This is a genomic window from Caulobacter sp. GW821-FHT09B11, assembly GCF_059418205.1.
Window position 1 is genome coordinate 41,806 of the sequence record NZ_JBWKPK010000002.1, and the last position, 20,422, is coordinate 62,227.

General features: G+C 69.9%; 20 protein-coding genes. 14 read left to right on the forward strand and 6 right to left on the reverse strand.

Annotated elements, in window-relative coordinates:
- Positions 1-83 precede the first annotated feature (83 nt).
- Both AC07N1_RS01165 and AC07N1_RS01170 read right to left on the reverse strand, forming a co-directional pair.
- Entirely contained in the window at positions 84-353 is a 270-nt protein-coding gene (locus AC07N1_RS01165; protein ID WP_494670094.1) for a hypothetical protein, read from the reverse strand.
- 87 nt (positions 354-440) lie between these two features.
- Entirely contained in the window at positions 441-1,901 is a 1,461-nt protein-coding gene (locus AC07N1_RS01170) for a catalase (RefSeq protein ID WP_494670095.1), read from the reverse strand.
- Between the two features lie 172 nt (positions 1,902-2,073).
- Between AC07N1_RS01170 and ubiA the strand changes: the two genes are divergently transcribed.
- Positions 2,074-3,000, forward strand: a complete 927-nt coding sequence (gene ubiA, locus AC07N1_RS01175; RefSeq protein ID WP_494670096.1) for a 4-hydroxybenzoate octaprenyltransferase — start codon at positions 2,074-2,076, stop codon at positions 2,998-3,000.
- Between the two features lie 135 nt (positions 3,001-3,135).
- Here ubiA and AC07N1_RS01180 read toward each other — a convergent pair whose 3' ends face one another.
- A complete protein-coding gene (locus AC07N1_RS01180; protein WP_494670097.1) occupies positions 3,136-3,477 on the reverse strand; it encodes a lysozyme inhibitor LprI family protein in 342 nt (113 codons plus the stop codon).
- 74 nt (positions 3,478-3,551) lie between these two features.
- Between AC07N1_RS01180 and AC07N1_RS01185 the strand changes: the two genes are divergently transcribed.
- From AC07N1_RS01185 to AC07N1_RS01210, 6 genes are all read left to right on the forward strand, one after another.
- Positions 3,552-4,502, forward strand: a complete 951-nt coding sequence (locus AC07N1_RS01185) for a fatty acid desaturase family protein (RefSeq protein ID WP_494670323.1) — start codon at positions 3,552-3,554, stop codon at positions 4,500-4,502.
- A gap of 192 nt (positions 4,503-4,694) precedes the next feature.
- Entirely contained in the window at positions 4,695-5,354 is a 660-nt protein-coding gene (locus AC07N1_RS01190) for a class I SAM-dependent methyltransferase (protein ID WP_494670098.1), read from the forward strand.
- Positions 5,355-5,397: 43 nt separating this feature from the next.
- Positions 5,398-5,751, forward strand: coding sequence for a VOC family protein (locus AC07N1_RS01195; RefSeq protein ID WP_494670099.1), 354 nt, complete (start codon positions 5,398-5,400; stop codon positions 5,749-5,751).
- Positions 5,752-5,977: 226 nt separating this feature from the next.
- A complete protein-coding gene (locus AC07N1_RS01200) occupies positions 5,978-6,439 on the forward strand; it encodes a YkgJ family cysteine cluster protein (protein WP_494670100.1) in 462 nt (153 codons plus the stop codon).
- Complete coding sequence (locus AC07N1_RS01205; RefSeq protein WP_494670101.1) at positions 6,436-6,978, forward strand: YkgJ family cysteine cluster protein; 543 nt, start codon at positions 6,436-6,438, stop codon at positions 6,976-6,978. The genes AC07N1_RS01200 and AC07N1_RS01205 overlap by 4 nt, the downstream gene beginning before the upstream one ends.
- Positions 6,979-7,270: 292 nt before the next feature.
- A complete protein-coding gene (locus AC07N1_RS01210; RefSeq protein ID WP_494670102.1) occupies positions 7,271-9,055 on the forward strand; it encodes an ABC transporter ATP-binding protein in 1,785 nt (594 codons plus the stop codon).
- On the opposite strand, the gene AC07N1_RS01215 is transcribed toward AC07N1_RS01210, so the two are convergent.
- Entirely contained in the window at positions 9,036-10,808 is a 1,773-nt protein-coding gene (locus AC07N1_RS01215) for a DUF4153 domain-containing protein (RefSeq protein WP_494670103.1), read from the reverse strand. The two genes, AC07N1_RS01210 and AC07N1_RS01215, sit on opposite strands and share 20 nt — an antisense overlap.
- Positions 10,809-11,002: 194 nt before the next feature.
- Between AC07N1_RS01215 and AC07N1_RS01220 the strand changes: the two genes are divergently transcribed.
- Both AC07N1_RS01220 and AC07N1_RS01225 read left to right on the forward strand, forming a co-directional pair.
- Complete coding sequence (locus tag AC07N1_RS01220; RefSeq protein ID WP_494670104.1) at positions 11,003-12,538, forward strand: UbiD family decarboxylase; 1,536 nt, start codon at positions 11,003-11,005, stop codon at positions 12,536-12,538.
- 130 nt (positions 12,539-12,668) lie between these two features.
- Positions 12,669-14,492 carry a M14 family metallopeptidase gene (locus tag AC07N1_RS01225; RefSeq protein WP_494670105.1) on the forward strand — a complete coding sequence of 608 codons (1,824 nt, stop codon included), beginning with the start codon at positions 12,669-12,671 and terminating at the stop codon, positions 14,490-14,492.
- A 166-nt stretch (positions 14,493-14,658) separates the two neighbouring features.
- Here the strand turns inward: AC07N1_RS01225 and AC07N1_RS01230 are convergent, their stop codons facing one another.
- Complete coding sequence (locus AC07N1_RS01230) at positions 14,659-15,585, reverse strand: LysR family transcriptional regulator (protein ID WP_494670106.1); 927 nt, start codon at positions 15,583-15,585, stop codon at positions 14,659-14,661.
- 75 nt (positions 15,586-15,660) lie between these two features.
- On the opposite strand from AC07N1_RS01230, the gene AC07N1_RS01235 reads away from it, so the two are divergent.
- The 5 genes from AC07N1_RS01235 (at position 15,661) to AC07N1_RS01255 (ending at position 19,478) form a co-directional block, all read left to right on the forward strand.
- On the forward strand, positions 15,661-16,377 hold the full coding sequence (locus AC07N1_RS01235; RefSeq protein WP_494670107.1) for an SDR family oxidoreductase: 717 nt from the start codon (positions 15,661-15,663) through the stop codon (positions 16,375-16,377).
- 279 nt (positions 16,378-16,656) lie between these two features.
- Positions 16,657-17,058: an MAPEG family protein gene (locus AC07N1_RS01240; protein WP_494670108.1), complete on the forward strand. Its 402-nt coding sequence runs from the start codon at positions 16,657-16,659 to the stop codon at positions 17,056-17,058.
- 55 nt (positions 17,059-17,113) lie between these two features.
- On the forward strand, positions 17,114-18,445 hold the full coding sequence (locus AC07N1_RS01245) for a TldD/PmbA family protein (RefSeq protein ID WP_494670109.1): 1,332 nt from the start codon (positions 17,114-17,116) through the stop codon (positions 18,443-18,445).
- Positions 18,445-19,224 carry a 3'(2'),5'-bisphosphate nucleotidase CysQ gene (locus AC07N1_RS01250; protein ID WP_494670110.1) on the forward strand — a complete coding sequence of 260 codons (780 nt, stop codon included), beginning with the start codon at positions 18,445-18,447 and terminating at the stop codon, positions 19,222-19,224. The genes AC07N1_RS01245 and AC07N1_RS01250 overlap by 1 nt, the downstream gene beginning before the upstream one ends.
- A 29-nt stretch (positions 19,225-19,253) precedes the next feature.
- The gene (locus AC07N1_RS01255; RefSeq protein ID WP_101716954.1) at positions 19,254-19,478 is read left to right on the forward strand and encodes a DUF4170 domain-containing protein; all 225 of its coding nucleotides are present in this window, start codon (positions 19,254-19,256) and stop codon (positions 19,476-19,478) included.
- 179 nt (positions 19,479-19,657) lie between these two features.
- Here the strand turns inward: AC07N1_RS01255 and AC07N1_RS01260 are convergent, their stop codons facing one another.
- On the reverse strand, positions 19,658-20,323 hold the full coding sequence (locus AC07N1_RS01260) for a fused DSP-PTPase phosphatase/NAD kinase-like protein (RefSeq protein WP_110121114.1): 666 nt from the start codon (positions 20,321-20,323) through the stop codon (positions 19,658-19,660).
- Positions 20,324-20,422: the final 99 nt, after the last annotated feature.

A 20,422-nucleotide genomic window follows, 5' to 3' on the forward strand; every position in this document is an offset into this window, starting at 1 on the left:
CCCCAGAGGGGGAGGATCTTCGCTTCAGATGCTCCCCCTCTGGGGGAGCTGTCGCGGAGCGACTAAGGGGGCCCGCGCGGCGTCTAGGCCAACCCCGCCCGTCCGTAATACAGCGTCCCCGCCGTCGGCTGGGCGAGCCCACGCGCGATCCGCGGGCCGAACTTCGTAGCCGACAGCAGACGCTGAACCATCCCCTCGTCCCCCGCCCGGCGGAACGCCCGGGCGGACGCCGACCAAAGCGCCGTGGTCGCCGGATGCGGAACGACGACGCCGGCGGCGAGACCGAGGGCCAGCAGGCTCCAGCCGGCGGCGCGGGCGGTGATGTGGCCAATGGGGCGGTCAGGACGGGTCATGGTCGTGCTCCTTTCATGAGGTCGAGGAGGACCGCCGGGCTGGGCGGGTGGCGGCCCTCCTCGGGCCGCCGGATAGTCCTTTCCAGGCTATTCGGCGGCGATGGCGATCTCGTCGATCGAGATCCCCAGGCGGTAGGCGACGCCGGCCCCGTAGGCCGGATCGGCGCGATGGAAGTGCACCAGCTGGCGCTTCTGGATCTCGACCGGCACGCCGTGCATGGCCGCGGCGATGTTGTCGAACAGCTGGCGCTGCTGGTCGGGGCTCATCAGCCGGAAGAGATCCCCCGGCTGGGTGTAGTCGTCGTTCCCGTCGCGGTGGCTGTAGCGGTCGGCGTCGCCGTGGATCGGCAGCGGCGGCTCGGCGACGGACGGATCCTCCACCGGCCCGCCGAAGCTGTTGGGCTCGTACCAGGCGTCGGTGCGCGGCGGGCTGTCGAACCGCATGGCGCCGTCGGCGTGGTAGTGATGCACCGGGCAGCGCGGACGGTTCACGGGCAGCGCCTCGTAGTGCGTGCCGATCCGATAGCGGTGCGCGTCGGCGTAGGCGAAGATCCGCGCCTGCAGCATCTTGTCGGGCGAGAAGCCGATGCCCGGCACGATGTTGGACGGCGAGAACGAGCTCTGCTCAACCTCGGCGTGGTAGTTGTCCGGATTGCGGTTCAGCTCCAGCACCCCGACCTCGATCAGCGGATAGTCCGCATGCGGCCACACCTTGGTCAGGTCGAACGGGTTCCAGCGGAAGCTGGCGGCCTGCTCTTCGGTCATGATCTGCACGTAGAAGGTCCAGCGCGGGAAATCGCCCTTCTCGATCGACTCGAACAGGTCGCGCTGGGCGCTCTCGCGGTCATTGGCGATGACCGCATTGCCCTCGGCGTTCGTCCAGTTCTTGATGCCCTGCTGGGTCTTGAAGTGGAACTTCACCCACACGCGCTCATTGGCGGCGTTGAGGAAGCTGTAGGTGTGGCTGCCGAAGCCGTGGACGTGGCGATAGCTCTGCGGCAGGCCCCGGTCCGAGAACAGGGTCGTCACCTGGTGCAGGCTTTCCGGCGACAGGCTCCAGAAGTCCCACATCGCCGTCGGCGAGCGCAGGTTCGACACCGGGTGGCGCTTCTGGGTGCGGATGAAGTCGGGGAACTTCAGCGGGTCGCGCAGGAAGAACACCGGGGTGTTGTTGCCCACCAGGTCCCAGTTGCCCTGCTGGGTATAGACCTTCAAAGCAAAGCCGCGCACGTCGCGCTCGGCGTCGGCCGCGCCGCGCTCGCCGGCCACGGTCGAGAAACGCAGCAGCACCTCGCTTTCGGCGCCCGGTTGCAGGGCGGCGGCCTTGGTCCAGCCGCTGATGTCGTGGGTGATCTTCAGCACGCCATAGGCGGCCGAGCCCTTGGCGTGGACGGCGCGCTCGGGAACCCGCTCGCGGTTCTGGTGGGCCAGCTTTTCCATCAGCTGGTAGTCCTGCATCAGCAGGGGCCCGCGCGGGCCGGCCGACAGGCTGTTCTGGTTGTCCGCGATCGGCGCCCCGGCGCTCGTGGTCATGATCGTCTTGGTCATCTGGCCCTCGTCATCTCGTAGCGCCACTGTCCCAGGCGGCGTTCGATAAATCCAATTGATCGTTTTTGCCGACAGGATCGGCTCGATCTATCAAAGCCTAGGACAGGGGCGTCGCGCGGGTCTTGAACGGCCACGCCTCGACCCGGAGCGTCCGGCGGTCTAATCCAGGGCCATGACCGCCATCCTGCCCGACGCCGCCGCCGCCAACTGGGTCGACCGCTACGCCCCGGCCGCCTTGCGCCCCTGGCTGAAGCTGGGACGGTTCGACCGCCCGGCCGGCATCTGGCTCTTGATGCTGCCCGGCTGGCAGGGCATCGCCCTGGCCGGGGCCGAGAAGGGCCAGCTGCCCAATCCCTGGCTGCTGATCGCCTTCTTCGTCGGCGCGGCCCTGATGCGGGCGGCCGGCTGCGCCTTCAACGACATCGTCGATCGCGACTTCGACGCCCAGGTGGCCCGCACGGCCCTGCGCCCGATCCCGGCTGGCCTGATCACCGTCAAGCAGGCCTGGCTGTTCCTGGTGGGATGCAGCCTGACCAGTTTCCTGATCCTGATCTGCCTTGGCTGGCTGGCCATCGGCCTCGGCGTGGCCTCGCTGCTGCTGGTGGCCGGCTATCCGTTCATGAAGCGGATCACCTGGTGGCCGCAGGCGTGGCTGGGCCTGACCTTCAACTGGGGCGCGCTGCTCGGCTACGCCGCCGCCACCCATTCGCTGAGCTGGTCGGCCGCCCTGCTCTACGCCTCGGGCCTCTTCTGGACCCTGGGCTACGACACCATCTACGCCATCCAGGACATCGAGGACGACGCCCTGGCCGGGGTGAAGTCGTCGACCCGCCGCCTGGGGTCGAAAGTCCGCCAGGGCGTGGCGATCTTCTACGTCCTGGCCTTCGTGCTGGCCCTGGCCGCCGCCTGGGTCGGGGGGCTTGGACCGCTGTTCCTGCCGCTGCTGGGCCTCTTTGGCCTGCACCTGTCGCGCCAGGCCGTCGCCGTGCGGCTGGACGACGGGGCCGGCGCACTGAAGCTCTTCAAGTCCAACGCCCAGGCCGGCGCGATCCTGGTGCTGGCGCTGGTGGCGGGGGCGTGGACGCCGGCGGGGTTCTGAGGCCGCAAGACCCCCTCCGGCCCTCCGGGCCACCTCCCCCAGAGGGGGAGGATCTGGTCGGCGCGGCGCTCTTCAAGATGCTCCCCCTCTGGGGGAGCTGTCGCGGGGCGACTGAGGGGGCCCGCCGCAGGCGGGTCAGAACGGCCCCGCGCGGTAGATTCGCTCCATCGACCGCTCCAGCTCGCCCAGCCGCCGGTCATAGGCCCGCGCCAGGCACGCCCGGTTGGCCTTGCAGCCCGCGCGGGCGTTCAGCCAGGCCTGCTGCTCGTCCATCAGCGCCCCGCGCGCGCCCATGCCCATGGTGCGCTTGTTGACGTCGTAGAGCACGGCCATCCGCACGTCCTTGTTGTCCAGGCCGCGGTCGGCGCAGATCGCCTTTTCGTCGGGCCGCCTGGCCTTGTCGCAGTCGAAGCTGGCGGCGTGGGACGCGCCGGCGAAGCCAAGCACGGCAAGGGCGACGACAACAGGCAAGCGCATGAAAAACCTCCGGAAACGGGCATGACCTAACGGCATTCTGTCGGCCAGAACCTGAATGTGCGATGATCCGTTCCATGGCCGTCGCCGCTCGCATCAAGCCGCAGGAGCTGTTCCGCCCGGAAGATTGGGCCCTTCTCTCGCGCCGCTCGTCCTGGCGCGGGATCGCCATGGTCGCCCACGCCTGGGGCGTGATCCTGCTGGCCGGCGCCGTCTTCGTGATCTGGCCCACCCCGCTGACCTACCTCGTCGCCGTGATGCTAATCGGCGCCCGGCAACTGGGTCTGGCGATCCTGATGCACGAGGCGGCCCACGGCGGGCTGCATCCCAACCTCAAGGTCAACGACTGGCTGGGCGAGTGGCTGTGCGCAGCCCCGCTGGGGGCGTCGCTGAACGCCTACCGCCCCTATCACCTGACCCACCACAAGTTCGCCCAGCAGGCCGAGGACCCGGACCTCGTGCTGTCGGCCCCGTTCCCGACCACGCGAGCGTCCCTGCGCCGCAAGATCGTCCGCGACCTGACGGGCCAGACCTTCTTCAAGCAGCGGTTCGGACCGATCATCGCGGGGCTGAAGAAGCGTGGGCACGGCCAGGCCCCGGGCGCGATCTTCGCCCGAGCGGCGGCGGGCCAGAAGCGGTTCCTGCTGATCAACCTGGCCATGCTGGTCGCGCTGTCGGCCGCCGGCCTGTGGTGGGCGTGGCTGGCCCTGTGGATCGTGCCGATGGCCACCTGGTTCCCGCTGGTCACCCGCCTGCGCAACATCGCCGAGCACGCCCTGGTCGCCAAGGACGAGCCCGACCCGTTCCGCCACGCCCGCACGACGAAGGCCAACTGGCTGGAGCGCGCCCTGGTCGCGCCCTACCACGTCAACTTCCACGCCGAGCACCACCTGTTCATGCACGTGCCCTGCTGGAACCTGCCCCGGGCGCACCGGCTGCTGGCCGAGAAGGGGCTGACCGAGGGCATGCTGAACGCGCCGGGATACCTGACGGTGCTGAAAGCGGCGTCGGGGAAGGTCGCAGCCTGACCCCATTTCCTCCCGTCATTCCCGCCCTTGTGGCGGGAACCCCTGGTTCCGCTTCCACGTGAGGCGCAAGCGACGTGCTCAGCACGTCGCCCCCTCCGCCCTTGCGGCTGACAGAGGGGTTCCCGCCACAAGGGCGGGAATGACGGGCGTTATGGATTGGCGTTGGCTGGACGCCAATGCTCTAACCCGCCCATGATCGTCCAGACCCTGGAAGGCCGCCGGGCCTTCATCGCCGACAACACCCGCCTGCTGCCCACGCCGCACGCGCCCGAACTGGTGCTGCACCTGGCCGACGAAATCACGCCGCTGTGGCGGCTGACGGAAGAAGCGCTGGAGGAAATCGGCCTGCCGCCGCCGTTCTGGGCCTTCGCCTGGGCCGGCGGCCAGGCCCTGGCGCGCTATGTGCTCGACCATCCGGAGATCGTGCGCGGCAAGCACGTGATCGACTTCGCCACCGGCTCGGGCATCGTCGCCGTCGCGGCCATGAAGGCGGGCGCGGCGAGCGTGCTGGCGGCCGACATCGACGTCTTCTGCGAAGCCGCCGTCGCCATGAACGCGCAGGCCAACGGGGTCGAGATCGGCTTCACCGACCAGAACCTGCTGGACGCCCCGCCGCCGGCCGCCGACGTGCTGCTGGCCGGCGACATCTGCTACGAGGGCCCGATGGCCAAGGCGGTCATGGCCTGGCTGGCGCAGGGCCGCGCGGCCGGGGCCAGCGTGCTGGTCGGCGATCCGGGCCGCACCTACTTCCCCAAGGAGGGCCTGGTGAAGCTGGCCGAATACCAGGTGCCCACCACCCGCGAGCTGGAAGACCTGGCGGTGAAGCGCACCAGCGTCTGGACTCTGCCGTGACGCCAAACTAGAACATTTGCGGAACACTCTGAGGAGCCCGCCCATGCGCGAAGACGGCAAGATCGACTATATCGAGTGGGCGGGCGGCGAGCTGCCGGCCACCAAGGCCTTCTATTCGGCCGCCTTCGGCTGGACCTTCACCGACTACGGCCCCGACTACGCGGCCTTCGAGGGCCAGGGCGCCGACGGCGGCTTCGTCGGCGACGTCACCGAGGAACCGGCCAAGCCGCTGGTGGTGCTCTATGCCGTCGACCTGGAAGCCATGGAAGCCAAGGTCGCGGCGGCCGGCGGCGTGGTCGTGAAGCCGATCTTCGAATTCCCGGGCGGCCGGCGGTTCCACTTCCTGGATCCGGCGGGGAACGAACTGGCCGTGTGGAGCGCGACGGGGTTCGAGTGATCCTTCTCCCCTTGCGGGAGAAGGTGGCGGCGAAGCCGACGGATGAGGGGTCTCTCAGATAGGAGACGCCTCACCCAGCCTAACCGCTGCACGAAGCTTTGAGGTTGAGAGACCCCTCACCCGACCTCCCTCCGGGAGGCCACCCTCTCCCGCAAGGGGAGAGGGAACCTGAAAAACCGTCACAAACCCCCGCTAAGTTCCGCACCCTGACGATCGGGGGAACAACGTGGGCCAGCGGAGCTGCGGCGACTGCGGGATGTGCTGCAAGCTGATGGGCGTCGAGGCCATCGGCAAGGCGCCGCACGCCTGGTGCGGCCACTTCCGCAAAGGGGCCGGCTGCGCGATCTACGCCGACCGCCCCAAGGCCTGCGCCGACTTCTCCTGCTACTGGCTGAACGCCGAGGGCCTGTCGGACGAGTGGCGGCCCGACCGCGCCCGCTTCGTCCTGCACCGCGAGGACGGCGGCCGGCGGCTGATCGTCGAGGTCGATCCGGCCCAGCCCCAGGCCTGGCGCAAGGCCCCCTACCACGCGACCTTTCGCGACTGGGCCAGGCGCGGCGCGGCCGGCGGCCTGACCCTCAACGTGCTGGTCGGCCCCCGCGCCTTCGAGATCCGCGCCGACGGCGACGTCGACCTCGGCATCGTCCGCGACATGGCCGCCAAGCCCTTCGCGGGAGCCGCCCAATGACCGACGTCGTCGCAAGTCCCGCGCCCGGCCCCGCCCCCGGAAAAGCCTGCGGCTCCTGCGGCATGTGCTGCAAGGTGCTGGCCATCGACGAGCTGAACAAGCCCGACGGCGTCTGGTGCGGCCACTTCAGGAAGGGCGGCGGCTGCGGCTCGTACGAGACCCGTCCGGGTGCCTGCCGGGGCTTCCACTGCCTGTGGCTGACCTCGGAGAAGCTCGACGAGACCTGGCGGCCCGACAAGGCCGGCTTCCTGATGTATTCCGACCGCGACGGCAAGCGACTGAACGTGGTGGTCGACCCCGGCAAGCCGGCGGCCTGGAAGCGCGAGCCCTACTACCGCCGCATCAAGGCGATGTCGCAGCGGGCCTATGACGGCTACGAGCTGGTGGTCTGCGTCGGCGACCGCCGCACCGTGGTCTTCCCCACCGAGGACGTCGAGCTGGGCGTGCTGAACCCCGGCCACAAGCTGGTCAGCGGCTATGTGAACCGCGACGGCGCGCAGGTTCCCTTCGCCATGGTGCTGAGCGACGCGGAGGGGTGAGGGACGCTGGCGCCTATGGCTCCAGAGTCCTAGCCACCTCACAGCCGCCTCCCTCGCCCTTGTGGCGAGGGCCCATGCCGGCGACCGCTCAGACCTCGGCCAGTCGCTAAAGGTCTGAGCGGCTGAACGATGGGTCCTGGGCACAAGGCCCAGGAAGGCAAGAGGGGGAGGCGGCGAGGCCCTTGCCGCAGAACGCGTGGGAGCCGACCCGATGAGCCCCCGCGCCGATTCTTGGCAGCAGCCTGTCCGCCGCAAGTTCCCTATCCGCCTCAACCGGCCTATCTAGCCGCCCATGAGCGACTTCGACGACGAGGACGAGACCCAGGGCCGCCGCCGGGCGCTGTCCAACATCCAGGTGCTGGGCTTCCTGGCGCGCTTCTGGCTGCGCCGGAAGCTGATCTTCACCGCCGGGGTGGTGCTGACCCTGGTCGCGGTGGGCTTCGACGTCGCCCTGCCGACCGCCGCCGAGCACCTGGTCAATGTGGTCGTGGCCGGCGAGAAGTCGCGCGCCTGGGGCGCCTGGGCCGTCTTCGTCGGCGTCTACCTGGCCTTCTCGCTGATCCGCAACATCGCCCATCGGTTCTGGATCCCGCTGGCCGCCCGCAACATGGAGGAGATGACCAACGAGGGCTTCGCCCGCGTCCAGGCCTTCTCGTCCGACTGGCACGCCGACAGCTTCGCCGGGGCCACGGTGCGCAAGCTGACCCGCGCCATGTGGGGATACGACAGCGTCACCGACGCCTTCACCATCTGGCTCGTGCCCAGCATGATCGTGCTCTTGGGCCTGTCGGGCGTGATGCTGGTCAAGCAGCCCCTGGCCGGCGCGATCTCGCTGGTCGTGGTGCTGCTGTACCTGTCGGTGAACCTGTGGATCACCGAGCGCTATGTCCGCCCCGCCAACCTGAAGTCCAACGCCCTGGACTCCGCCATCGGCGGGGCCCTGGCCGACGCCGTGACCTCCAACCCGACCGTGAAGGCCTTCGGGGCCGAGGACCGCGAGACCCAGCGCCTGGCCCAGGTCACCGCCGCCTGGCGCGACGCGGTGATGGTCACCTGGAACCGCTTCACCGACGTCTGGCTGGGCCAGAACCTGCTGCTGGTCGTGCTGCAGGCGGGCCTGACCGGGGCCATGGTCTGGTCCTGGATGCGCGGCCAGGCCAACGCCGGCGACATCGTCGCGGCCATGACCTCGTTCCTGCTGATGAGCGGCTACCTGCGCAACATGGGCGAGAACATCCGCATGCTGCAGAAGGGCATCGACGACAGCGAGGACGTCGCGGCCTGGTCGACGCTGCCACCGCAGATCGCCGACGCCCCCGGCGCGCCCGACGTCGTGACCGGCCCCGGCGCGATCGCCTTCCAGGGCGTGACCTTCGCCTACCGCAACGCCGGCGCGCCGCTCTACGACCGCTTCTCGCTGGACATCGCGCCGGGCGAGAAGGTGGCCCTGGTCGGCCCCACGGGCTCGGGCAAGTCGACCTTCGTCAAGCTGATCCAGCGCCTGCACGACCTGCAGGGCGGGCGGATCCTGGTCGACGGCCAGGACGTCGCCAAGGTCACCCAGGGCAGCCTGCGCCGCGCCATCGCCGTGGTGCCGCAGGACCCGGCCCTGTTCCACCGCTCCCTGCTCGACAACATCGCCTACGGCCGCCCCGACGCGACCTTCGACCAGGTGGTGGAGGCGGCGAAGAAGGCCCGGGCTCACGACTTCATCCTGAAGCTGCCGCACGGCTACGACACCCTGGTCGGCGAGCGCGGCATCAAGCTGTCGGGCGGCGAGCGCCAGCGCGTGGCCATCGCCCGCGCCTTCCTGACCAACGCCCCGATCCTGGTTCTGGACGAGGCCACCTCGTCGCTCGACGTCGAGACCGAGGCCCTGGTGCAGGAGGCCGCCGAGGCCCTGATGCAGGGCCGCACGACGATCGTCATCGCCCACCGCCTGTCGACCGTGCGCGGCGCCGACCGGATCCTCGTCTTCCAGAACGGCCGCGTCGTCGAGGAAGGCCGCCACGCTGAGCTGAAGGCGAAGGGCGGGGTCTATGCGCGGCTGAACGCGGTCAGCGAGGGGGCGGTTTAGGCCGCGAGGCCAGGGCCTCCTCCGCCGTCACGTTGCAGGCGTCGCCCTGCGGCCGAAGCTCCATCCGGATATCCCCCAGCACCACGTCGCGCTGGGTCGAGGGCGCGACGGTCGCGGTCTCGCCCGAGCGCGCCAGCACCCCGGCGATATCGGCCACCCGGCCGCAGACGCTCGACGCATAGCCGATCTTCGTCCATCGGCCCTCGCGCATCCCGAAGACGTCGAGCATCGCCCCGCTCGACAGCAGCACCTCCTCGGCGCCGTCCCCGTCGATGTCCAGCAGCAGGGCCGAGCACGGCTTGGCGGCGAAGCGGCACGGCGAGTCGCTGAGGTCGGCCAGGCGTTCGAAGCCGTTCGGCAGGGTCCGCCCCTTGGGATAGACGATCACCTCGGCCATCGGCTCGGCCTTCCCCGGCTGGGGCCCCGCCGCCAGGCGGGCGAGGCTGGCCTTGGCCGCCTTGGCGACGAGGGCGTCGGGACCGGCCGCCAGGCGCTTCAGGGCGTCCAGGCCGAACCGGCCGCTGCGGAAGCGCAGGAAGTCGTAGTCGAACGCCTCGGCCTTGACCTTGCCGGCCTGCAGCCGCGCGACCTGGTCGCCGACCGACAGCCGTCGGGGATCCGCGATCGGCGTCACCAGGGCCAGCAGCACGACGATGACCACGAAGGCCATGGCGATGTTGGTCGCCTCCAGGGTCTTCAGCCAGGGCCCCGGCCGCACGGCGGCGACCGCGTAGCCGATCGCGTAACCGGCCGCGACCAGCACGCAGGCGGCGGCGATGATCCGGTCGGTGCTGAGGCCGTACTGGCCGATGCGCAAGGAAAGGCCATAGGCGGCCAGCACGGTGATCGGAACCAGCAGCAGCCCGGCCAGCCGCGCCGCCCATTTCAGGACCAGGGCGGTCGTCTCGGTGCCGTCCTGATAGGCGGCGTTGGTCAGCAAAACGAGGAAGGCGGCGGCGGTCAGCAGGCTGGCGGTGGCGCTGCGGGTCTTCCACAGCGGCTCCAGCCCCGTGAACGGCAGGGTCAGCAGGAAGGCGCCCGCGATCAGCACCATCAGCGGCAGCAGCCAGGCCAGCAGGGTCAGGGCCACGGTCCGCACCCCGCGCACCAGGCCGGCCCGCACGTCGGTCAACTGGACGGCGGCGGCGAAGATCGTGGTGGTGGCCGGAATGGCGAACAGCTTGGTCTGGATGACCGTCTCGATGATCCCGACGCCGATCAGCTTGAACAGCACGGCCGCCAGCCACAGCAGCAGCCAGAAGGCCCCGGTGAAGCCCGCCGCCAGCGCCAGCTGCACCCCGTGCTTCCAGGTGATGTCGAAATAGCTGGCGAAGCGGGCGATCGGCCGCCGCTCGATGTCGGCCGGCTCGACCAGGTGGTGGCCGATGAAGATCAGCGCCGCCACGCCCAGTATGCTCAGCGGACCCAGGCCGTTGACGCCCGAGGCCGACGGATCGCCGCTCCACACGCCATAGGCCCCGACCCCGGCGGCGAGCACGACGACCACGCCCTTCCAGGCCGCCAGCGCCGGCCAGCGCATGGTCGAAAGCCCGGCCAGCACCACGAACGGCGCGAACAGGAAGGCCAGCAGGAACGCCGCATAGACCATCGGCTGGCCGTCGGGCCAGGACTTGAACTGGTCGGCCTGGTACAGCCAGTACAGCAGCAGGCCCTGGGCCAGCCCCGTGACCAGCCGCAGGATCGCCGCCCGGCGGACGGCGCGCGGATCGGCTTCGACGGCTTGATCGGTCATCGACGGGCTCCTGCAACCTTTGGAGCAGCAGAGATCACGCCCCGCGTGCGGCGCCTAGGACCAAGCTTGGCCTCCATCCTTTCTCCACACGCTCTCGACGCCCGCTCGACACCCCCTCCACACCTTGCCCTCTCGCCTTGCCCTGGCGCGCCCCCGCTTCTAGGTTCCGCCGCGTTCCAGGAGTCTCCCCGCCCATGGCCTATCGCTCGCTTCGCGAATTCATCGACGTGCTGGAGGCCCAGGGCGAGCTGGTGCGGGTCAAGGAGCCGGTCTCTTCGGTCCTGGAGATGACCGAGATCCAGACCCGCCTGCTGGCGACCGGCGGTCCGGCCGTGCTGTTCGAGCACGTGCTGCTGCCCGACGGAACGCGCTCGTCGATGCCTGCCCTGGCCAACCTGTTCGGCACGGTCAAGCGGGTGGCCATGGGCGTGACGCTGGGCGGCGAGCCGCGGACCACCGCGGGCGAACTGCGCGAAGTGGGCGAGCTGCTGGCCTTCCTGCGCCAGCCCCAGCCCCCCAAGGGCCTGAAGGACGCCATCGACATGCTGCCGCTGGCCAAGACGGTGCTGTCGATGCGCCCGGGCACGGTGAAGAAGGCGCCGGTGCAGGAAGTGGTGCTGAAGGGCGACCAGATCGATCTGTCCAAGCTGCCGGTGCAGACCTGCTGGCCGGGCGAGCCCGCGCCGCTGATCACCTGGGGCCTGGTGGTCACCAAGGGCCCCAGCGACGACCGCGAGGACGACTTCAACCTCGGCATCTACCGCATGCAGGTGTTGGGCAAGGACCGGGCGATCATGCGCTGGCTGGCCCATCGCGGCGGGGCCCAGCACTACGCCCGCCACAAGAAGGCCGGCAAGAAGGAGCCCCTGCCCTGCGCCGTCGTGCTGGGGGCCGATCCCGGCACGATCCTGGCCGCCGTGACGCCGGTCCCCGACACCCTGTCGGAATACCAGTTCGCCGGCCTGCTGCGCGGCGCCAAGCTCGACCTCGTGCCGGCCAAGACCGTGCCGCTGATGGTGCCGGCCCAGGCCGAGATCGTCATCGAGGGCCACGTCCTGCTCGACGAGCACGCCGAGGAAGGCCCCTACGGCGACCACACCGGCTACTACAACAGCGTCGAGACCTTCCCGGTCTTCCAGGTGACCGCCATCACCATGCGCAAGGACCCGATCTACCTGACCACCTTCACCGGCCGGCCGCCGGACGAGCCCTCGGTGCTGGGCGAGGCGCTGAACGAGGTGTTCATTCCGCTGATCCGCCAGCAGTTCCCCGAGATCGTCGACTTCTGGCTGCCGCCCGAGGGCTGCTCCTACCGCATCGCGGTGGTGTCGATGAAGAAGGCCTATCCGGGCCACGCCAAGCGGGTGATGCTGGGCGTCTGGAGCTATCTGCGCCAGTTCATGTACACCAAGTGGGTGATCGTCGTGGACCACGACATCAACGCCCGCGACTGGAAGGACGTGATGTGGGCGATCAGCACCAAGATGGATCCGGCCCGGGACATCACGGTGATCGAGCACACCCCGATCGACTACCTCGACTTCGCCAGCCCGGTCAGCGGCCTCGGCTCCAAGATCGGCCTCGACGCCACCGACAAGTGGGAGCCCGAGACGACACGGGAATGGGGCGAGGAGATCCGCATGGACCAGACGGTGGTCGACGCGGTCAGCGAGAAGTGGTCGCGGCTCGGCCTGCCGGGCGAAGGCAAGCCGATCTGGAAGACGAAGTAGACGGGAGAAGAACCCCCTCCGGCCCTCTGGGCCACCTCCCCAATAGGGGGAGGATCTGGTCAGCAAGATGCTCCCCCTCTGGGGGAGCTGTCGCGGAGCGACTGAGGGGGTCTCCCACGAGGGGGACCGAATGCGAACTCTAACCCTGGCGGCCCTGGCCGTCGCACTGATGGCGAGCACGGCGATGGCAGAGATCCCCTCCCCCAAGAAGCCCTGGGACGACGCCTTCCTACCGCCCGCGCCGCACTGGCAGGGCGCGAGCCAGGCGCTGATCCGCGACAAGGCCGATCCGTGGGTGACGCCGTTCGAGGCCGATCCGGGCCACGACTTCAGCCCGACCTACGCCGACACCCGCGCCTGGTTCGACCGGCTCGACAAGGCGACCAAGCTGGTCCGCGTCGAGGACTTCGGGGTCTCGCCCGAAGGCCGGCCGATCTTCGCCGTCATCGCCAGCAAGGACGGCGACAAGCTGGATCCGAAGAAGCCGCTGCTGCTGGTGCAATGCGGCATCCATCCGGGCGAGATCGACGGCAAGGACGCGGGCATGATGCTGCTGCGCGACATGGCGTTTCACGGAAAGGACGGCCTGCTCGACAAGGTCAACCTCGTCTTGATCCCGATCCTGTCGGTCGACGGCCACGAGCGCTCGGGCCCCTATTCGCGGCCCAACCAGCGCGGGCCGCGTATCCAGGGCTGGCGCAACACGGCGACCAACCAGAACCTCAACCGCGACTTCATGAAGCTCGACCAGCCCGAGATGCAGGCGCTGAAGCGGCTTCAGGCCAAGTACCAAGCAGACCTTTACGTCGACGTCCACGTCACCGACGGCATGGATTACCAGTACGACGTCACCTACGGCTACAACGGCGAGGACGGCGTCTGGTCGCGCTCGCCGGCCACCGCCAAGTGGCTGGACGAGGCCTTCAAGCCGGCGATGAACCAGAGCCTGGAGGCCGAGGGCCACATCCCGGGCGAGCTGGTGTTCGGCGTCGACGAGCGCGATCCCAAGGCCGGGCTGTCGGACGGCGGGCTGGGCGAGCGGTTCTCCAACGGCTGGGGCTCGGCCGCCCACGTGCCGACCATCCTGATCGAGAACCATAGCCTCAAGCCCCACGCCCAGCGGGTGCTGGGGACCTACGTCTTCATCGAGACGGCGCTGAAGCTGCTGGCGCAGAAGGGCGATGCGCTGCGCGCCGCCGCCGTCGCCGACAGCGCCCTGCGGCCGGCGACCATCCCGGCCAACTTCGTCGCCGACGACAAGCCGACCACGACCCGGGCCTTCAAGGGCATCCGTTACGAGACCTATGACAGCGTCGCCTCGGGCAAGACCGAGATCCGCTGGCTGGGGCAGCCCGACCCCGACCTCTGGCAGTTGCCGTTCTACGGCTCGCACCCGACGCTGCAACTGGCCCGCCCCAAGGCCTATTGGGTGCCCAGCTACCGCGCCGACATCATCGAGCGGCTGAAGCTGCACGGCGTGAAGGTCGAGACGCTGGAGGCGTCCAGGACCGTGCCGGTCGAGATGCTGCGCCTCGTGGACCCCAAGCTCGCGCCCCGCGCCAACGAGGGCCACGTGCAGATGAGCGTCGAGCAGGTGACCACGCAGGCGCGCGACTGGACCTTCCCCAAGGGCTCGGTGCGGGTTTCGACCGACCAGCCGCTGGGCGACCTCGTCGTGCTGCTGCTCGAGCCGCAGTCGAGCGAGAGCGTCTTCGCCTGGGGCCTGGTCCCCGAGGTGCTGAGCCGCGTCGAATATATCGAGCCCTACGCCATCGCCCCGCTGGCCGAGAAGATGCTGGCCGCCGATCCGGCGCTCAAGGCCGAGTTCGAGGCCAAGCTGGCCGCCGACCCCAAGTTCGCCGCCGACGCCGACGCGCGGCTGGCCTGGTTCTACAAGCGCACGCCCTTCTACGACGACCGCCACCTGCTCTACCCGATCGCCCGGGAGAGGTAGGTTTTCCCCCTACCTCCCGTCATTCCCGCCCTTGTGGCGGGAAACCCTGGTTCCGCTCGCACGGGCGGGGCAAGCGGCGTGCCGAGCACGCCGCCCCATCCTCACCTGCGGCTGACAGAGGGGTTCCCGCCACAAGGGCGGGAATGACGGGCGGATAGGGAGGCAATCAAGCGTCCCACGGCCGCTCCGCCCCATACCGCCCCACCAGCGCGTCCACCGCCGCCCGCAGCTTGGCGCTGGGATACGGCGTACGCGGCCACACCAGGTTCACCGGCAGCGGACTGTCGAACACCCCGTCGAGCACCGTCTCCAGCCGGCCGGCGGCCAGGTCCTCGGCCACCACCCAGCGGGGGACCATGGCGATCCCGGTTCCTGCACGCGCCGCCTCGGCCAGGACCAGGGCGTCGCCGATCCGCAGGCGGCCGTCGACCGCCAGCAGCCGCGCCGTCCCGCTCTCATCGACATAGGGCCAGGGCGTGGGACGGCCGTCGCGGGCCTCGACCAGGCAGTCGTGACCCAGCAGATCCTCGACGCGCGCCGGCCGTCCCCGCGCATCCAGATAGGCCGGCGTCGCGCAGACCACCCGCCGCTGCACGCCCAGCGGCCGGGCGATCAGGCCGGCGCGGTCGTCGAGGTCGCCGACGCGCACGGCCAGATCCACGCCCTCGGCGGTCAGGTCCACCGCCCGGGCGCCGAACGCCACCTCCAGCCGCAGGGCCGGCCAGCGGGCGACGAGGTCCAGCAGCACGGGCATGACGAAGGCCCGGCCCAGCAGCGGCGGCAGGGCCACGCGCAGCAGGCCCGACGGCTCCCCCCGGCCTTGCAGCAGCTCGGCCTCGGCTTCGGCCAGACCCGCCAGGGCGGCGACGCAGCGGGCGTGGAAGCCGCGGCCGTCCTCGGTCAGGGAAACGCTGCGGGTCGTGCGGGCCAGCAGGCGCACGCCCAGCCGCGCCTCCAGCCGCTGCACTGCCTTGCCTACGGCCGAGGGCGACAGGCCCAACGCCGGCGCGGCGGCGGCGAAACCGCCATGCTCGGCCACGGCCACGAAGGCCCGCACGCCGCCATAGCGGTCCAGGGAGGGGATCGATGTCATTCCCGCACTGAAGTCCGGAATGACTGGAATTCAAGTCGTTTCCGTCGTGCTCGTCCGCCCCCTAGCCTTCCGGCCATGCAGTACGATGGAAAAACCCTGGTGGTGATCGGCGGCGGCTCGGGGATCGGGCTGGCCACGGCGAAAGCCTTCGTCGAAGGCGGCGGCCGCGCGGTGATCGGCGGACGCTCGGCCGACCGGCTGGAGACGGCCCGCGCCCAGCTCGGCCCGAGCGCGCGGGCCGCGACCGTCGATCTCTTCGACACCGCCTCGGTGGCGCGGTTCTTCGACGGGATCGACCGCATCGACCACCTGTTCACTCCGGCCGCGACCTACACGATCGCCCCCTTCGACCATCCCGACGAGGCCGCCATCGCCTCGCCGTTCGACGGCAAGTTCTGGGGCCAGGTGCGGTGCGTCCGCGCCGCCGCGCCCAGGCTTTCGCCCGACGGCTCGGTGGTGCTGATGTCCGGCGCCGCCAGCGCCCGGCCGCCCAAGGGCGCGGCGCTCTACGCCGCCGCCAACGGCGCAATCGAGGCCTTCGGACGCGGCCTGGCGGTGGACCTGGCGCCCGTGCGCGTCAACGTCGTCGCCCCCGGCACGATCGACGGCGACCTCTGGGCCCGCCGTCCCGCCGAGGTCCGCGAAGCCGCCTTCGCCGGCCAGGCCAAGGATTCGCTGGTCGGCCGCCCTGGCCGCGAGGCCGAGATCGCCCAGGCGGTGCTGTTCCTGCTGAGCAACGGCTTCACGACCGGAACGACGCTGTTCACGGACGGCGGCTACAGCCTGCGCTGATGTTGCGGTCCACGCCCTCCCTCTAAATTCCCGTCATTCCCGCCCTTGTGGCGGGAAACCCTCTATCAGCCGCAAGGGCAGTAGGGGCGGCGTGCTCAGCACGCCGCTTGCACTTCACCTGCGAGCGGAACCAGGGGTTCCCGCCACAAGGGCGGGAATGACGGGAGTAAGGGGGTAGGCGGCGGTCCAAGCTCAACCTTACGCCACGTTACCGGTTGCCTTCCGGGCGGAAGCGAGGCCCATATGCGGCCCCGCTTTCTGTTCCGAAGGGTCCGCGCCATGGACGTTTCCGCCGCCGGCCACGCCGCCGCCCTCTGGGCCGGCCTGCACATCTTCCTGCTGCTGGTGCTGTCGCTGCTGGTCGTGCGCCTGCGCCAGAAGCACAAGGTGGCCCTGGGCGACGGCGGCGTTCCGGAACTGGCCCAGGCCATCCGCGCCTTCGGCAACGCCAGCGAATACATCCCCGCCGGCCTCGGCGTGCTGGCCGTGCTGGCCGTGGTCGGCGCGCCGATCATCGCCGTGCACGGCGTCGGCTTCGTGCTGTTCGCCGGCCGCCTGATCCACGCGGTGGGCCTGTCGCGCAGCGGCGGGGTCTCGATCCCGCGCGCCGTCGGCATGATCTGCACCTGGCTGGCCTACGTCTTCGGCGGCGTGATCCTGCTGTTCTACGCCATTCCCTGAGTTTCCGGGGGTCGGCGACGCTTGCCCCGCCCGCCCCGCCTCGTCATAAGGCCCCATGGACGAAAACCTGTTGCATGACGTCGTCGCCGCCGCGCGCAAGGCCGGGGCGGACGCCGCCGAGGCCGTGTTCGCCGAGCGCCAGTCCCTTTCGGTGGGCGTACGCCTGGGCGAACTGGAGGAAGTCGAGCGCGAGGAGGCCAAGGACCTGGGCCTGCGCGTCTTCGTCGGCCGCCGCAGCGCCACCGTCTCGGGCTCCGACGTCAGCCCCGAGGCCCGCGCCAAGCTGATCGAGCGCGCCGTGGCCATGGCCCGCCTGGCCCCCGAGGATCCCTATGCCGGCTTCGCGCCGCGCGACCGCCTGGCCAGGGGCCCGTTCCCCGACCTCGACCTGGTCGATACCTACGAGCCCACCGCCGAGACCCTGGAAGCCCAGGCCCGCGAGGCCGAAGCGGCCGCCCGCGCGGTCGAGGGGGTGACCAATTCCGACGGCGGCTCGTCGAGCTGGAGCTCCACGGCCTGGCGGCTGGTCACCAGCGACGGCTTCTCGGGCCTGCACGCGGCCACGGGCTTTGGCCTCTCGGCCTCGGCCATCGCCGGCGAGGGCGCGGGCATGGAGCGCGGCGGCGAAGGCCGGTCGGTGCGCCACGCGCAGGACCTGCCCACGCCCCAGGCCATCGGCGACAAGGCCGGCCGCCAGGCCGTCTCGCGCCTCAACGCCCGCAAGATCGGCTCGACCACCGCCCCGGTGATCTTCGAGAACCGCCTGGCCATGTCGCTGATCGGTCCGCTGATCGGCGCCATTTCCGGCCCCTCGATCGCCCGCGGCACCTCGTTCCTGAAGGACAAGCTGGGCCAGCGGATCTTCGCCGCCGGCGTGCAGCTGACCGAAGACCCGCACCGCGTGCGCGGCCTGGGCTCGGCCCCGTTCGACGACGAGGGCGTGGCCACGGTGCATCGCGCCCTGATCGACGACGGCGTGCTGACCACCTGGCTGCTCAACAGCGCCAGCGCCCGCCAGCTGAACCTCGAAACCACCGGCCACGCCTCGCGCGGCTCGGCCGGCCCGCCCGGGGTCTCGACCCACAACCTGACCCTGGAACCGGGCGACCTCGACCTGGCCGGGCTGATGGGCCAGGCCAGGGACGGCCTCTTCATCACCTCGATGTTCGGCCCGTCGCTGAACGGCAACACCGGCGACTGGTCGGTGGGCTGTTCGGGCTTCTGGTTCGAGAACGGCCAGGTCGCCTATCCGGTCACCGAGATCACCGTCGCCGGCAACCTGATCGACATCTACGGCCGGCTGGTGGTCGGTTCGGACCTCGAGATCCGCGGGGCCAGCAACAGCCCGTCCATCCTGGTCGACGGCCTGGCGATCGCGGGCAAATGATGAGCGACCTCGACCTGATCCTCGACGCGGCCCGCGAGGCCGGCGCCCTGGCCCTGGCGGCCCGGGCCAAGGGCGTGAAGATCTGGTCGAAGGAAGGCGGCTCACCGGTCACCGACGCCGACCTGGCCGTCGACGCCCTGCTCAAGGAACGCCTGCGCGCCGCCCGGCCCGACTACGGCTGGCTGTCGGAGGAGACCGTCGACGATCCCGCCCGCCTGGCCACGCAGCGCCAGTTCCTGGTCGATCCGATCGACGGCACCGTGGCCTTCATGAAGGACAAGCCATGGTTCGCCGTCTCGGTGGCCGTGGTCGAGAACGGCCGGCCGGTCGTCGGCGTCGTCCACGCCCCGGCCCTGAACGAGACCTATGCCGCCGCCCTGGGCGGCGGCGCGACCCTGAACGGCGTGGCCATCGCCCCCAGCCTCACCACGGAGCTTGAAGGCTCGGCCATGCTGGGCGACGCCAAGATGTTCGCCCACCCGGCCTGGCGCACGCCCTGGCCGCCGATGCGGATCGAGGCCCGCAACTCCATCGCCTATCGCATCTGCCTGGTGGCGGCCGGCGCCTTCGACGCGGCGATCGCGCTGAGCCCCAAGAGCGAGTGGGACCTGGCGGCCGCCGACCTGATCTGCGGCGAGGCCGGAGCGTTGCTTACCGACCACCGCGGCGGAAAATTCGCCTACAACCAGCCGAATCCGACGGTTCCAAGCCTGGTTTGCGCGAATGAGGCGCTTCACCCGTTGATCCTGTCACGCGTCGGGCATATCGACCTGCCATAATCATAATTTCCGCAGGATCGTGCTCCCCCATGTCCGACAAGCAGCTTCTTCATATCGTTATCGGCGGCGAACTGAAGGATGTCGCCGGCACCGAGTTCCGCGACCTCTCGAAGGTGGAATTCGTCGGCGCCTACCCGACCTACAACGACGCCCACGCCGCCTGGAAGGCCAAGGCGCAAGCGACCGTCGACAACGCCCACGCGCGCTACTTCATCATCCACGCCCACAAGCTGCTGGATCCGAGCGCGGCGTAAGACCTGATCCTTCTCCCCTTGCGGGAGAAGGTGTCATCCGCAGGATGACGGATGAGGGGTCGAAAGGCCCGTCCGTGGAGCTCTCCGCCTCGAAGGTTCCGCTCTCGGAGTTCTGAGAGACCCCTCACCCGACCCCGCTCCGCGGGGCCACCCTCTCCCGCAAGGGGAGAGGGAAGACTTCACTCCCGCCGCAGCAGCTTGTCGGTCAGCACCTTGCCGAGCATGCCCGCGCGGAAGGTCTTCTTCATCGCCACCGGATCGTAGTCGTCGCTGTCCACCCACTGGGTGAAGGTCAGGCCCTTGGGCGCGCCGCGCTCCAGGTACTGGTCGAAGGTGTAGTCGAGCACGCCGGTGTTGCCCTCCTTGATGTGGAGGTAGCGGCCCGACAGCTGCTTCTTGGCCTCCTCGATCGGCAGGCCCAGCCGATAGTGGGCGTATAGCACGCTCATGATGCCCGCCCGGTCGGCCCCCGACTTGCAGTGGATCAGGGCGGGGTACTCGATGGTCTCGAACAGTTCCTTGGCGCCGTGCACGCGGGCGCGGATCGGCACCTCGCGAGAGGTGATGGTGAAGTCGACCATCTTGATGCCCAGGCGCTCGCAGGCGTCCTTCTCCAGCGCGTAGAAGCTGCCGTCGAAGCCGCCGCGCAGGTTCACCACCGTCTTGATGCCCTGCTTCTTCCACCAGGCCAGCTGGAACGGCCAGGGCTGGTTGGTACGCACGAGCTCGGGACTGACCCAATGGGCGTTGGTGAAGCCCACGCGCAGGTAGGCGTGATCGTTCCACATGTAGTGGAGGTAGGTCTTGAAGCGCCCCCAGCGCGTGGAAAGGTCGAAACCGGCCAAGTGGCGATCCTCTGAAAACGCGCCTAGATAGGGCCCACAGGGGATTATTGCAAAACCCCGTGTCGTTTGCCGCTGCACTGCGGCGTCGGCGTCCTTGAC